Annotated in this window: 14 protein-coding genes; 9 read left to right on the forward strand and 5 right to left on the reverse strand. The window is 64.2% G+C overall.

Translation table 11 applies throughout. The annotated features are described in order from the left end of the window. Positions 1–14 precede the first annotated feature (14 nt). Genes OF122_RS01025 through hemC form a run of 4 tightly spaced genes read right to left on the reverse strand, consistent with a single transcriptional unit; the run spans position 15 to position 4,463 of the window. Positions 15–1,391 (reverse strand): heme biosynthesis protein HemY, encoded by a 1,377-nt coding sequence (locus OF122_RS01025; protein WP_264226038.1) that lies wholly within the window; start codon positions 1,389–1,391, stop codon positions 15–17. Continuing rightward, on the reverse strand, positions 1,388–2,725 hold the full coding sequence (locus OF122_RS01030; protein WP_264226039.1) for a COG4223 family protein: 1,338 nt from the start codon (positions 2,723–2,725) through the stop codon (positions 1,388–1,390). Before OF122_RS01030 ends, OF122_RS01025 begins: the two co-directional genes overlap by 4 nt. Positions 2,726–2,779: 54 nt before the next feature. Further along, complete coding sequence (locus OF122_RS01035) at positions 2,780–3,523, reverse strand: uroporphyrinogen-III synthase (protein WP_264226040.1); 744 nt, start codon at positions 3,521–3,523, stop codon at positions 2,780–2,782. Further along, positions 3,516–4,463 carry a hydroxymethylbilane synthase gene (gene hemC, locus OF122_RS01040; RefSeq protein ID WP_264227724.1) on the reverse strand — a complete coding sequence of 316 codons (948 nt, stop codon included), beginning with the start codon at positions 4,461–4,463 and terminating at the stop codon, positions 3,516–3,518. Before hemC ends, OF122_RS01035 begins: the two co-directional genes overlap by 8 nt. Positions 4,464–4,597: 134 nt before the next feature. Between hemC and tsaD the strand changes: the two genes are divergently transcribed. From tsaD to OF122_RS01065, 5 genes are all read left to right on the forward strand, one after another. Further along, on the forward strand, positions 4,598–5,659 hold the full coding sequence (tsaD, locus tag OF122_RS01045; RefSeq protein ID WP_264226041.1) for a tRNA (adenosine(37)-N6)-threonylcarbamoyltransferase complex transferase subunit TsaD: 1,062 nt from the start codon (positions 4,598–4,600) through the stop codon (positions 5,657–5,659). Beyond that, the gene (locus OF122_RS01050; RefSeq protein WP_264226042.1) at positions 5,656–6,648 is read left to right on the forward strand and encodes an NAD(P)H-dependent glycerol-3-phosphate dehydrogenase; all 993 of its coding nucleotides are present in this window, start codon (positions 5,656–5,658) and stop codon (positions 6,646–6,648) included. The genes tsaD and OF122_RS01050 overlap by 4 nt, the downstream gene beginning before the upstream one ends. 9 nt (positions 6,649–6,657) lie before the next feature. Then, entirely contained in the window at positions 6,658–6,948 is a 291-nt protein-coding gene (locus OF122_RS01055) for a YciI family protein (protein ID WP_264227725.1), read from the forward strand. 1 nt (position 6,949) lies between these two features. Next, positions 6,950–7,366 carry an EVE domain-containing protein gene (locus OF122_RS01060; RefSeq protein ID WP_264226043.1) on the forward strand — a complete coding sequence of 139 codons (417 nt, stop codon included), beginning with the start codon at positions 6,950–6,952 and terminating at the stop codon, positions 7,364–7,366. Positions 7,367–7,455: 89 nt separating this feature from the next. Continuing rightward, positions 7,456–7,869 (forward strand): DUF1761 domain-containing protein, encoded by a 414-nt coding sequence (locus OF122_RS01065; protein WP_264226044.1) that lies wholly within the window; start codon positions 7,456–7,458, stop codon positions 7,867–7,869. A 202-nt stretch (positions 7,870–8,071) separates the two neighbouring features. On the opposite strand, the gene OF122_RS01070 is transcribed toward OF122_RS01065, so the two are convergent. Next, a complete protein-coding gene (locus tag OF122_RS01070) occupies positions 8,072–8,263 on the reverse strand; it encodes a DUF1674 domain-containing protein (RefSeq protein WP_264226045.1) in 192 nt (63 codons plus the stop codon). Positions 8,264–8,378: 115 nt separating this feature from the next. Between OF122_RS01070 and htpX the strand changes: the two genes are divergently transcribed. The 4 genes from htpX to purH all read left to right on the forward strand — a co-directional run bounded on the left by htpX (position 8,379) and on the right by purH (position 14,090). After that, positions 8,379–9,359, forward strand: coding sequence for a zinc metalloprotease HtpX (htpX, locus tag OF122_RS01075; protein WP_264227726.1), 981 nt, complete (start codon positions 8,379–8,381; stop codon positions 9,357–9,359). Positions 9,360–9,370: 11 nt separating this feature from the next. Next, on the forward strand, positions 9,371–10,678 hold the full coding sequence (locus OF122_RS01080; protein ID WP_264226046.1) for an RsmB/NOP family class I SAM-dependent RNA methyltransferase: 1,308 nt from the start codon (positions 9,371–9,373) through the stop codon (positions 10,676–10,678). 80 nt (positions 10,679–10,758) lie between these two features. Beyond that, positions 10,759–12,411 carry a heparinase II/III family protein gene (locus tag OF122_RS01085; RefSeq protein WP_264226047.1) on the forward strand — a complete coding sequence of 551 codons (1,653 nt, stop codon included), beginning with the start codon at positions 10,759–10,761 and terminating at the stop codon, positions 12,409–12,411. An 86-nt stretch (positions 12,412–12,497) separates the two neighbouring features. Continuing rightward, entirely contained in the window at positions 12,498–14,090 is a 1,593-nt protein-coding gene (gene purH, locus OF122_RS01090) for a bifunctional phosphoribosylaminoimidazolecarboxamide formyltransferase/IMP cyclohydrolase (RefSeq protein WP_264226048.1), read from the forward strand. Positions 14,091–14,220: the final 130 nt, after the last annotated feature.

Raw genomic sequence — 14,220 nt, forward strand, 5'->3', positions numbered from 1 at the left:
CCAGCCTTTTTTGCCTATGGTTGCGTTTTGGTTGGCGTTGCTGCGTCCTTGATCGCGGGAAGGGTGGCGGGATCGGGCGTGGTGGCCGAAAGCGTTTTTTGCGGCGTGCGGGTCTGGACCGGCACCTTCCATTCGAAGGCGTCGAGCCGACCGGTGACGGGGGACGCGGGGGCCCAGTCCTCCGAAGTCACTCCGTCCGCGGTCCAGATGGGATCGGCAGGGGCGTTGACGGCACGGGACAGCCATTCGCGAGCCTTGCCCTGATCGCCCGATTGGCCTTCCTCGATCTCGGCCATCAAAAGGCACATCTGGCGCGTCGGCTTCTTGCCCAGAAAGGGGGCCAGCGCGTTGCGGGCCACGCTCCATTCATAGGCGTCGATTGCGGCCCGGGCCAGAACGATGGCCGCCATCGGGTGGCTGTCGGGAGCTTCGACAAGCGTGCGGATGCGCTTGAGGCGTTCAACGGCCGAGGTGCCGGGTTTGACGTGGGCATAGAGCGTTGCGGCATCGGGATGGAAACCGGCGCGCCAGGTCCGGCGCAACAGCGCCGACGCCCGTCTCGTGTCGCCGCGGTTGATCAGGATACGGGCCGCGATCAGCGCGGCGGGCACGAAATCGGGGATCGATTTGAGCGCCCGGTTGGCGTGTTCGTAGGCGGTATCGGGCTCGGTTTCTTCGATCGCGAGGGCAAGGGCGGTTTCGAGCACGCCCTGACGGCGCTTTTTTGTCGCCTTCTGGCTTTTGGTCTTGGCCGGCAAGGAGGCGCTCATCTCCAGCGCCTCGGCCCATGCGCCCTTGGTCGCCAGGTCATTGAACACCGCTTCTGATGCCCAATCGAGGCTGGGCGAGAGGGAGAGCGCCTTGCGTGCGAAGGTGATCGCCGCGTTCGAGCGGTCCTGGGTCCGCGCCTGTTCGTACAGCCCTGAAAGTGCAGCCAGCGCCGTGCGCTCGTTTGAAATCAGCGCCCGGTAGTGCTCGCGCGCCGATGAGAGATCACCCAGCGCCAGCTCGGCGCGGGCTTCGAGCAGTTGGGCTGCGGGGTTTTCAGGCAGCTTGGCGCGGGCGTCGCGGGCCAGCATGCGAGCGCGGGAAAAGTCTCCCGCCTGGAGCGCAATCATCCCGTCCGAAAGCGCCTCGACCCCCGCCTTTTCCTTGCGCCTGGCATTGGAGCGGGCCAGCGCGGCGGGGGCGCCGATCAGGCGCCGGATAATGGCCCAGGCAAGGATTGAAGCGACGATGACGCCGATGGCGATGAACAGGGCCAGGCCAAGGCCGGGGCTCATGCGCCAAGTCCCGAAGGCGATTTCGACCGTGCCGGGCAGGGCGATCAGCCAGGCCGCACCCAGGGCCACTACGAGGCTCAGGACAAGATAGACGATAAGGCGGATCATTGGCCGGCCTCCGCTGGCGCGATACCGGTCCTGGCCGCCTCGAGCAACGCGCTGACGGCGATGGCGCGGTCGAGCGCGCGGTCAAAGCCGGGGGCGGCCGATTGCATGGGGTCGGGCAGGGCGGAAAAGGCGGTTCTCGCCGCTTGGAGATCGCCCGCCGCGAGGGCTGCTTCGGTCCGCCCGACCAGCGCCTGCGGCGTGTCGCCATCGGTGGGCCGCAAGGCAATGGCCGAGGCAGCCTGATCGAGAAGCGTCTGCGCCCAACCCGCCTGTTCATCGCGGGGACGAGCGGCCAGAATTTCGGGGATTGCCGTCCGTAATTGGTCCAAAAGCCCACCCGCAGACGGAACACCGGCATTGGCGGCGGTCCGGACCTGTGAGGAAATTTCAAGATCGGGCAACAGCGTTTCAACGCTGGCCAGTTGTGCGGCAAAGGGCTGGCCTGAAGCGATGGCGGCTTCGAGCGCGCCCAGCGCAGCGGGAAGCTGGGTGGCCCGATCGCGCTCGGCGGCAACGGCCTCGAAATCGGACTGGCTGGCAATGCGCGCGTCGAGATCGTCGAGCCGTGTTTGCGCCGCTTCGATCACCGGTTGAATGTCGGCTAGTTGCGGTTCAACCGCATCAAGCCGCCCGGCCAGATCGTCAATCCGGGTGGAAAGCTCCGACAGCGTGTCGGCAACCTGGGCCACCTCATCGCCCGATGCGCCGGCGGCAAGAGCGTCGATGCGGCTCGAAAGCTCACCGATCTGCCCGCTCAAGGCGTTAAGATCGGATTGCGCGGCCAGCCCATCGGTCGAAGCGGGTTCGATGGCGGCAATCTCGGTCTCGAGTGCGTTTATGCGGTCAATGATTTCCTGGCTTTCGGTCTCGCGCGAGGCAATGGCGTTTTCCAGCCGCGTGGCGCGCGCGTCCATCTGCGATAGCGCATCCCCCGGGCCTTGCTGCTGCGGCCAGAAGCCGAAACTGGCCAATCCATAAGCGAGCGCCAGCCCTATAAGTGCGCCGGCTCCGGCGGTGGCGGCGAGCGGGGCCCAGGGCAGCGCCGGTTTTGTGGCCCCCGAGGGCTCGGCCCCCGATTGACCGCCAGGTTCGGAGACGGATTTGGGGGCGGATTGTTTTGGCTTGTCGTTAGGCGCCGAGCTTGCGGCGGAGGATTGGGGCCCAGACTTTGTCGACGGCCCTGTCTTGGGCGGCGCTTCGGCGGCGGCGGGCTTTTGGTCTGTCCCCGCCGCTCCGGCAGTCTTGCCCTGGGGCGCGGGCTTGTCCTTTTCGGATGCGCGCGCCGTTGCATCGATGATCGGGGGTTTGACCGGACCGGTTTTCTTTTCGGCCATTTCAGCCTGCCTCTTTGGGTTTGGGTCGGGCGGGTTGGTTTTCGTCATGGCCCATCATGGACTGATTTGATCGCGGGCAAAAGCCAGCGCCAGCGTCATCATCGCTTCGTGCGAGGGGTAATCGGCCAGCCCGATGCGCAGGAAATGGTTTTCGATCAATGGTTGCGCGACGTTTTCCGAAAGGCAAAGGCAATAAAGACTGCGCCTGAGCGCCTGATAATCGCGGGAGGCGATCAGTCCGGCAAAAATCGCCGCCGTGCGGCGCGAATAAAATACCGCACCATCGATTTTCCCGGTTGCCAGACGCTCGGCCAGACCCGGCGGCAGCATGGTGGCCGCGTGCATTTCGTAGAGTACGCGCATGTCGACCGTGATCCCGGCTTCGGCCAGCAGGCCGGCCAGATCGCCCGATTGATGGTGCGCGGCGGGATAGAAAATCTTGCCTGCCGGGCGGTCGGCGATGATGGCGCGGGAAAGATCGGCAAGCGTGCCCTCGGCGGCCGAGACATTTTCAAACCCGGCGGCCCGCGCCTCGCTGGCCGTGTGCTCGCCCACGGCATAGACCCTGAGCGTTGAAAACGCCTCGCCCTGCGGGTGGGCGGCCAGTGCCCGCACCCCATTGGCCGATGTGAGCGCGACGGCGGCAAACCCTGATGCATCGGGCAATGGAATGCCGGTGAAGCGCTCCTCGAGCATGGGCGCGACGATCGGGTCCAGCCCCAGCGCGGCAAGCCCGGCGGCTGTCCGCTCGGCGTCGGCCCTTGGCCTCGTGACGAGAACGCTGCGCCGATCAGCCATATTGGCCCTGCTTGAGCCGTTCGATGAAATCGGGTCCGGCATCGGCGAGCAGTTTTTCGCCCAGCCTGGTCCCCAGGTCGTGCCCCTGATCGGCGTCTCCGGCAATTTCGTCCTCATAGACTTCCGACCCGTCGGGGGAAAGGATCTGCCCGAACAGGGTCAGCCTCTCCCCATCGAGTGTCGTCAACGCGGCAATGGGGGTGCGGCATGAACCGTCGAGCACTTTCAAGAACGCCCGCTCGGCCTCGACCCGCTTGCGGGTGTCGGCATCGTCGAGCACTTCGACCAGCCGGTTGGCGGCGCCATCGTCGGCGCGGGTTTCAATAACGATTGCCCCCTGGGCCGGGGCGGGCGGGAAGTGCGCGACATCGAGCGTATGGGTCACCCGATGCGCCTCGCCCAGCCGGTTGAGCCCGGCCAGCGCCAGAAGCGTTGCGTCGGCCACCCCGTCGGCGAGTTTTTTAAGTCGCGTCTGCACGTTGCCGCGAAATTCCACTGTGCGGAAATCGGGCCGGAAGCGCTTCATTTGCGCCCGACGGCGCAGGGAGGATGAGCCGATTACCGCGCCCTCGGGCAGATGGTCGGGGCTCCTGGCAATCAGCGAGAGGAAGGCATCGCGCACGTCCTCGCGCGGCAGAAAGGCCGGCAGGGCAAAAAGGGGATCGATTTCGGTCGCCACATCCTTTGCCGAATGGACGGCGATATCGATCTCGCCATCGGCGAGGGCCTTTTCGATCTCCTTTGTGAACAGCCCCTTGCCACCGACTTCAGAGAGCGGGCGGTCCAAAATGATGTCGCCGCTGGTCTTTATGATCTTTATCGCGATGGCGTCGGTCTCCAGCCCGTTGATGGCAACCAGCCGGTCGCGGACCTCCTCGGCCTGCTTGAGGGCAAGGGGCGAGCCGCGGGTGCCGATGGTGAAAACGGGGGTGGACGTCAAAGATTGCAATATGGCCTCGCAGGTGTCACAGATGTGCGCGTTTTGCAGAACAGCAATTCTAACGCGGAGAAAGCGGGTTGCGATCCGCTTTTGCCATCAGACCACACGTTTTTGCCAGAGACCAGATCGCCGCAATGGATCGCGAGACTTTAGTTTTGGGGATCGAGACCAGTTGCGATGAAACCGCAGCGGCGCTGGTGCGCCGCTATCCCGACGGGCGTGGCGAGATCGTATCCAATATCGTGCGCAGCCAGATCGATGAGCACAGGGCCTTCGGCGGCGTGGTGCCCGAGCTGGCGGCCCGCGCCCATGTTGTTCACCTCGATGCGATCGTCTCCCGCGCGCTCGGTGGGGCGGAAACCGAGCTCTCGAAAGTCGATGTCATCGCTGCAACCGCCGGGCCAGGGCTGATCGGCGGGGTGCTCGTGGGGCTTACGACCGGCAAGGCGCTGGCCGCCGCAACGGGCAAGCCCTTGGTTGCCGTCAACCACCTCGAGGGCCATGCGCTCACCGCCCGGCTCACCGACGGAGTTCAATTTCCCTATCTGATGCTTCTGGTTTCGGGCGGGCATTCCCAGATCGTTCTGGTCAAGGGCGTCGGCGATTACGAGCGCTGGGGCTCGACCATTGATGACGCGTTGGGCGAAGCCTTCGACAAGGCGGCAAAACTTCTGGGTCTGGGCTATCCCGGCGGCCCGGAGGTCGAAAAGGCAGCGCAGCAGGGCGATGCCAAACGGTTTAACCTGCCGCGCCCCTTGCTGAGAGAAAAGCGCCTCGATTTTTCCTTTTCGGGGCTCAAAACGGCCCTGCGGCTGGCCGCCGAATCGGTGGCGCCGGTGACTGACACCGACATCGCCGATCTGTGCGCCAGCTTTCAGGCTGCCGTCACGGACATTGTTGCCGTCCGGTCCAGACAGGCGCTCGAACGCTTCGCCGCCGCATACCCTGATGCCGCTCCCACCTATGTGGTGGCGGGCGGGGTTGCCGCCAACAGGGCCATCGGCGGCGCGCTCAGAGAAATTGCGGCCCAGACCGGCGCGCATCTGGTCGTCCCGCCGGCCGCTCTCTGCACCGACAATGGTGCGATGATCGCCTGGGCGGGGGCCGAACGGTTCGCACTGGGGCTCACCGACGGGTTCGACGTCGCGGCCCGCCCGCGCTGGCCCCTCGAGGAATTGAGGTGGGGTGCGGCGTGAGCGCGAAAATTTTCGTTATCGGCGCCGGTGCCTGGGGCACCGCCCTGGCGCAAGCCGCCCGGCTGGCGGGCAATGATGTCGTGCTGGTTGGCCGCGACCCCGCCGCCATCGATGAAATCAATTCGGCCCACACGCTCAAAGCCTATCTCGGCGATATCGCTCTCGATTCGGGGCTCAAAGCGCAGACCGGTGTTTCCGGGCTCGAAGACGCCGACGCGATCCTCATGGTGGTTCCGGCTCAGGCGACGCGGGCCACTCTGGCCGATATCGGCGCCGACGCGCTGGCTGGAAAGCCGGTCATCCTGTGCGCCAAGGGGCTGGAGACGGTGACCAACGACCGCCAGAGCCAGATCCTGGGCGAACTCGCGCCAAATGCCGAGCCTTTCGTGCTCTCGGGCCCGAGCTTTGCTCACGACGTCGCCGCCGGAAAGCCCACGGCGGTCACTTTGGCCGGACCAACCATCGAGCGCGCCGAAGCGATTGCCGCATTGCTGGCCTCGGACAGTTTCCGCCCCTATGCCAGCGGGGATATCGTCGGGGTGGAAATGTGCGGCGCGCTCAAGAATGTCTATGCGCTGGGCGCCGGCGCCATCGAAGGCGCCGGGCTGGGCCTGTCGGCCCGCTCGGCGTTTCTGGCGCGCGCCTATGCGGAACTGGGGCGGATGATTGCGGCGATGGGCGGCAGCGAAGCGACGCTGTCGGGGCTCGCCGGCATCGGCGATCTGGCCTTAAGCTGCACCTCGAGCCAGTCGCGCAATTATCGCTTCGGGGTGGCGCTGGGGCAGGGCCGCTCGGTTAAAGACATCGAGGCCTCTGGCATGGGGCTGGCCGAGGGGCTATTTACCACTCCGGTTGCCAAGGCGGTCGCCGACCGTGACGGGATCGACGCGCCGCTGGTCAGCGCCGTCGATCTTTTGATTTCGGGCCAGGTCCGGATCGAGGCCATTGTGCCCATGCTGATGAGACGACCACTCAAACGGGAAGAATAAGATATGACGATGATGTTCGCGGTGACCGCACTCGACAAGAAAGACCATCTGGAAGCGCGCCTTGCGACACGCCCCGCACATTTGCAGTTCTGGGACGATAACGCGGCGTCGATGGTGCTGGCCGGGCCGTTTCTCGATGCCCAAGGCAAGGCGACGGGCTCGCTGATGATCGTTAAGGCTGACAATCAGGCCGCCGCGGAGGCGCTGGTTGCAAAGGACCCTTATGCCGAGGCCGGTCTGTTCGAAAGTGTCGTCGTCCGTCCCTGGAACTGGGTCATCAACCGGCCGGAGAACATTTGAAATGGCGTACTGGCTGTTCAAGTCCGAACCCGAAACCTGGGGTTGGGACGATCAGGTCAAAAAGGGTGGCCCGGAAGAATGGGGCGGGGTGCGCAATTATCAGGCGCGCAACAATATGCGTGAGATGAAAAAGGGCGATCTGGGCTTCTTTTACCACTCGGTCAAGGAAAAGGCCGTGGTGGGCATCGTCCGTGTCGCCAATGAAATCCACCATGATTCCACCACCGACGATCCGCGCTGGGAATGCGTGGATATCGAGGCGGTCAAACCCCTCGAGCGCCCCGTAACGCTCGATGAGATCAAATCGATGCCCGAGCTTGAAAACATGGTTTTGGTCAACAATTCGCGCCTTTCTGTCCAGCCGGTGGCCGAAGATGAATGGAAATTGATCTGCAAGCTGGGGGGCGTTGAACCCTGATTTACGGGTGCGGCGTTTTGGCGCACACTTCCCACGACCCGATTCGGAGAGAGCGGGTCTGAGCTCTGTTTTTGAGAGGGGAAAACGGGATGGATTATCTTAGTGTGAACTGGCTGGCCGTGCTCCTGGCCATGATCGCGTCGATGGCGCTGGGTGCTGCCTGGTACATGACCTTGTCCAAGCAGTGGATTGCCGCCACCGGCAAGACCACAGACGAAATCATGGCCGGCTCGGGCGGGCAGGCAACGCCTTTCATCTGGGGCGCGGCAATGCAATTGGTCATGGCCTATTTCCTGGCCCTTCTCACTCCGGCCATCATGGGCGAGGTGACAATTGCGTCCGCGGTTACAGTCGGCATCCATCTGTGGGCCGGGTTCATGGTGACGTCGATGATCCTCAATCACCGCTATCAGGGCGCCAGCTGGTCTCTGGCCGTGATCGATGGCGGATATCTTTTGGGCGTGATGATCGTCCAGGGCGTGGTGATCGGGCTTTTGGGTTAGGGCTGGCCGAAGTTTGCCTGGCGGGGCTGCCCGCCAAGTCCACTTACCAGTCACCCCGGCCTTGAGCCGGGGTCCAGTACACTCAGTGTTTGAGATAGGCAGCCAACTCTGCCGAGTACTGGGCCCCGGGTCGTCGCCCGGGATGACGCCAGTGAAAGGGGCCGGCTTGCGTTCGCCAATGAACCGGTGTTCCAGCCCGTCGTCAAAAGTCCGAGGAAATGCCCTTGATTTCCCAGTCCCCGTAGCGGGCCGGATCGAGCCCGCCGCGGCCATCGACCTCGCGCGGCGCGTTAGAGGTCTTGGCGTCGATTTCGGCGCGGCGCGTTTTGGCTTCTTGGAGGGCGCGCCGGGCGATTGCGGGATCGGGGCGTTTGGCCTTTGGCGTTTCGCGCATTTTTTCGAAACCACCTTCATGACGAAGAGTTTAGACATCGGGCCACTTGTGCAGGGGCCCGCCGGTTCCCATCATATAGGCAACTCAACTGGCTTAGGAAAGCCTGACGACAATGATGAATGCTCTGCGCACCACGATTTTGCTTGCCGGCATGACCGCGCTGTTCATGGGCGTTGGCTATATGATCGGCGGCACGGGCGGCATGGCTCTGGCCTTTTTGTTCGCGCTCGGCACCAACGCCTTTGCGTATTGGAACTCGGACAAGATGGTGCTCTCCATGCAGGGCGCCAAAGAGATCGATCCGCGCTCGGCGCCCGAGCTTTACCAGATGACCAAGCGGCTCGCCGACAATGCCGGCCTGCCCATGCCAAGGCTTTATCTCATCGCGACCGATCAGCCCAACGCGTTTGCCACCGGCCGCAGCCCCGACAAGGGCGTGGTCGCGGTCTCGTCCGGCCTTGTCAAATATCTCGACAGCCGCGAAGTGGCCGCCGTGATCGCCCACGAATTGGCCCATATCAAGAACCGCGACACGCTTACCATGACCGTCACCGCCACGCTGGCCGGTGCCATTTCCATGCTGGCTCAGTTCGGCCTGTTTTTCGGCGGGGCGCGCGACAACAACAATCCGCTGGGATTTGTCGGGGTGATCGCCATGGTCATTCTGGCTCCCATCGCAGCCATGCTGGTTCAGATGGCGGTTTCGCGCACCCGCGAATATGAAGCCGACAAGGATGGGGCTGAAATCTGCGGTGACCCGGCGGCGCTGGCCACGGCGCTTGAAAAGATTTCCTCGCTTTCAAGGCGCACGGTCAACGAGGCGGCCGAACGGGCGCCGGCCATGGCGCATATGTATATCTCCAACCCGCTCTCGGGCGCCCGCATGGACAACCTCTTTTCCACGCACCCCAATGTGGAAAACCGCATCGCGGCGCTCACGCAGATGGCGTCGCGCGTGCGGGGCGGTGGTGGTGGCCAAACGCCGCGCCAGAGGGTAAACCCCATCGAGGCCAATGTCCGGCCCGGTCAGAGCTGGCGTACGCCCGGCACGCGGCCGCGCTCGGATGATGGCAAACCATCGGGCCCCTGGGGATAGGTAAAAACAGTTTGACCGAGACACGCGATCTGCCCGGCCTCAAGCTTCGGCTTGAGGCCGCTTTTCATCTCAAATCGGTGCTCGAAGGCAAGCCCTTCGCCCCGATCGGTCCGGACCGGTTGGCCGAAAGCCGCGACCGGGCGCTGGCCAATCGCATGGTCACCACGGCCCTGCGCCGCCACGGCCAGATCGATGCCGTTTTTAAAGAGGTGCTCGCCAAGGGCGTTCCCCAGCGCGCCGGCATTCTGGAAGCGGTGCTGCGCATCGCCGTCGTCCAATTGCTGTGGCTTGACGACATTCCGGCCCATTCGGCCATTCATCTGGGCGTTGAATCGGCGCGGGCCGACAAACGGGCCGGACGGTTCGACAAGCTGGTCAATGGCGTGTTGCGCTCGATCCAGCGTGGGGCTGATCGGTTCGGGGCGCTCGACAACGCGATGCTGATCCCCGGTTGGCTGGCATCGCAATGGACCGGTGCCTATGGTGCCGATGCGGTGACGCGTTTTTGCGAAATCCTCGTTCAATCCCCGCCGCTCGATCTGACGCTCAAAGCCCCCGACCCCGATCTGATTGCCGTTTTGGGCGGCCAGCCCGTGCTCGGCCCGACCGTCCGGCTCACCGAGCGCGATGCGGCGGTGGCCGATCTGGCCGGCTTTGCCGAAGGCAAATGGTGGGTGCAGGATGTTTCGGCTGCCTTGCCCGCCCGGCTCCTGGGTGCTGCCAGGGGCGAAAAAATCCTCGATCTGTGCGCGGCACCGGGCGGCAAGACGGCCCAATTGGCCTCTGCCGGCGCCGAGGTCACCGCGCTCGATATTTCGGCCGACCGCATGGAGCGGGTGCGGGCCAATCTCGACCGGCTTGACCTCGATGCGGAAATTGTCGTTGCCGACGCCCTCGGCTACGCGCCCGGCCCGGTGTTCGATGCGGTGCTGCTCGATGCGCCCTGTTCGGCCACCGGCACATTCCGGCGTCATCCCGAAGTGCTTTTGCACCGCAATGCGCAAGGCATCGCCGAACGGGTCGCGTTGCAGCGCAGGATGCTGGCGCATGCCGCCTCGCTTCTCAAGCCCGGCGGACGGTTGATCTATTGCGTGTGTTCGCTCGAGGCCGATGAAGGCGAACAGCAATTGGGTTGGGCGAAAAAAGAGCTCCCCGACCTTGAGCCTGCGCCAATCGGTGCTGCCGAACTCGATGGCTGGGACGTGCCCCTCACGGCTGAGGGCACAGTGCGACTGACGCCGTCAATGACCCTGCCGAACGGGGTCAGTGGAGGGTTGGACGGGTTTTTCATCGCCCGCTTCGTGAAAAAAACAGCCTGAAGTGGTGGCAAAGTGCGGCTGGAGCCCTGTGGTTAACGCAAAGTTACTGGTACAGTCTGGGCCGCGAGTAGGGTTCGGGAATGGGCGTGTTTGAAGTTTTGCGTTTCGGTCTGAAGCGCGGCGGCATGGGTATTGCCGACCGGTGCGTGACCCATCCCCTGTTTTCCTGGACCTGGTCGGGCGCCAGCGAAGTCCGCTTCGTGCCGCGCCTTGCCGAATTCCGCCCGGCCGACGCCCAGACCATTGTCGAGATGATGGAGGGCCAGTACCTGCTTTCCGGCCGCATGGTGGAAACCGGCGGCGCGTCGCCCTTTGCCATCGAGAGCGATTTCGACGACTGGTTTGCCGATCTGCATGGCTTTGGCTGGCTGCGGCATATTTCCGCCGTTACCGATCCCGGCCAGCGCGCCTTTGCCCGCACACTGGTCCTCGACTGGATCGCCCGATTCGGCGAGTTCGATGCCGAAGCCTGGGATCTGTTCATCACCGCGCGGCGGGTGCTCAACTGGCTCAAATCGCTCTTTTTGCTGTTTGAAGGCGCGACGCCCGATCAGAGCCGGGCCATCCTGCGCTCGCTCTCGATCCAGGTGCAATCGCTCAAGGTGCGCGCGCCGCTGGTTTACGGACCGGTCACCCGGCTCATGGTGGAAATCGCGCTGGCCGGCGCAGCGCTGAGTGAAAGCGAAGAGCCAAAGGACCTTGCCGCCCACGTGGACGGGCTCGAGGCTCTGCTCGAAACCGTGCTCGACGATGACGGGCTGGTGAAAAACCGCAATCCTTTCACCCAGATTCAGATCCTGTCCGAAATCATCCCGGTCAATCAGGCCCTCGGTCAGCGCCACGGTCACATGTCGGCCGCAATCGGCCGGCGCATCGAGACCATGCACCGGGCGCTTGAAAAGCTGGTGCTGGGCACGCGCGAGCCGGTCTATGCCAATGGCTGCGGTCAGGTGCCGGTCGAGCTTGTCCTCGCCATCACCGCCCAATCGGGGGTGCGCGGTTCGGGTTCGGGACTGTGCGGGGGCTATGGCATTCTGGTCGATGGTCCGGGCAAACTGATCGCCGATTCGGGCGCTGTGCCGCCGCTGCCTTTTGCGCGTGACGCCCATGCGGGGGGCCTGAGCTTTGAATATGCGTGCGGGTCGACGCTGGTGGTCGGCAATTGCGGACCGGCGCCGGCGGGCCTGTCCGACAGCGGCAGTCTGTTCCGCCACACATCGGCCCACAGCGCACCGACCATCGATGATATGTCGAGCGCGCGGATCGGCGGCGGCAGCATGGCGGGCAATGCGTTGCGCGCCCGCGGCCCCGAACCGCTCATGACCATCGATGTGGCCGAGAACACGCTCGAGCTCACGACCGGCGCCTATCGTGATCGCTACGGGCTCGACATCGTCCGCCGCCTCACCCTGATGGGCGGTGGGCAGACGCTTGTGGGGCAGGATCGGTTCGTTGCGGCGGGAAACCGGTCCCGCCAGCAGGGCGCCTTCACCATCCGCTTCCATCTCGCCCCCGGCGTCGCCCTGGACCGCTCGAACGGGGAGGCGTTACTCCGCCTTACCCATCGCAATGGCGAGGTCTGGGCGTTTCTCTGGGAGGGGGCCGAAGCCGATATCGACGACAGCGTGCGCCATTCGGCCCATTTCGGGCTCAACCGCACGCGACAGATCGTCCTGCACGGCCCCGCCCGCTCCGATACGGATGTCGCTTGGGTTTTCACGCGGCAAAGCTGAGGCTGCGGCCTATTCCCGTTTGGGAAAAACCGTGATAGGCCCCGCCCCATCTTTCCCAAACCAACAGACATACGGCAGGACTTCCCATGGCTCATGCGGGTGCGACCAAGGTCAAAAGGGCGCTGCTCTCGGTCTCCGACAAGACCGGCATCATCGAATTTGCAACCTCGCTGGTGGCGCTTGGCGTCGAAATCGTTTCGACCGGGGGCACCCGCAAGGCGCTGGCCGAGGCCGGGCTGCCGGTGATCGACATTTCCGAAGTTACGGGTTTCCCCGAAATCATGGACGGGCGGGTCAAGACGCTCCACCCCAAGGTGCATGGCGGCCTTTTGGGCATTCGCGGCAATGACGCGCACAAATCGGCAATGCGCATCCACGATATCTCGCCCATCGATCTGTTGGTCGTGAATCTTTATCCCTTCGCCCAGACCGTCGCCAAGGGTGGCGATTATGACGAAGTGATCGAAAACATCGATATCGGTGGCCCCGCCATGATCCGCGCCGCCGCCAAGAACCATGGCGATGTGACGGTCATCGTCGACCCCGACGATTATGCGGACGTGCTTGCAGCGCTCAAGGAGCGCGGCGAAGTCGCCTATGATGCGCGCCAGAAATACGCCGCCAAGGCCTATGCCCGCACCGCGGCCTATGATGCGGGGGTTTCCAACTGGTTCGCCAAGACACTTGATCTGCCCGATCTCACCTGGCGCAGCTTTTCGGGCAAATTGCGCGAAGTGATGCGCTACGGGGAGAACCCGCATCAATGGGCCGCGTTCTATGCCGATGGCACCAACCGCCCCGGCGTTGCCACCGCCACCCAGATCCAGGGCAAGCAGCTCTCGTTCAACAACATCAACGATACCGACGCCGCGTTCGAAGTGGTCGCCGAGTTCGATCCGGAAAAAACGGCCGCCGTCGCAATCATCAAGCACGCCAACCCGTGCGGGGTCGGGCAGGGCGCAACGCTGACCGAAGCCTACCTTGCGGCCCTCAAATGCGACCCGGTGTCCGCGTTCGGTGGCATCGTGGCGCTCAACCGCCCGCTCGATGAGGACGCGGCCAAGGAGATCGTGAAACTCTTCACTGAAGTGATCATCGCCCCCGGTGCCAGCGACGACGCCATTTCGATCATCGAATCCAAGAAAAACCTTCGCCTGCTGATCACCGATGGCCTGCCCGATGCCAAGGCCGAAGGGCTCACCGTGCGGTCCGTTGCCGGAGGCCTCCTGGTTCAGACCCGCGACAACAAGAACGCCGATGATTGCGAGCTCAAGGTCGTGACCAAGCGCGCGCCCAGTGAGCAGGAAATGGCCGACCTTCTGGTCGCCGCCAAGGTCGCCAAGCACGTCAAGTCCAATGCCATCGTCTATGTGAAAGACGGCGCGACTGTCGGCATCGGTGCCGGCCAGATGTCCCGGGTGGATTCGGCCCGCATCGCGCACAAGAAATCAAAGGACGCCGCCAAGGCCGCCAAGGAAAAGGGCGCCTTGACCGAAGGCTCGGTCGTTGCGTCCGATGCTTTCTTCCCCTTCGCCGACGGTCTTGAAGCGCTGGTCGAAGCCGGCGCCACCGCCGTCATCCAGCCGGGCGGCTCGGTGCGCGACGAAGAGGTCATCGCCGCCGCCGACAAGGCGGGGCTCGCCATGGTGTTCACCGGCATGCGCCATTTCAGGCACTGATCTTCTGTCTCACGGCGCGCACCGCTGCGGGCATGACGCGCTAAAACCGCGCTATGCCCTCCGCTGCGCCTGCGACGGCGCGGCGAACGATCGCCGGGGTCCTCGCTCTGCTCGTCCGGATGTTCTCGAT

Origin of the sequence: Pelagibacterium flavum (assembly GCF_025854335.1) — a bacterium.
Lineage (GTDB): Bacteria > Pseudomonadota > Alphaproteobacteria > Rhizobiales > Devosiaceae > Pelagibacterium > Pelagibacterium flavum.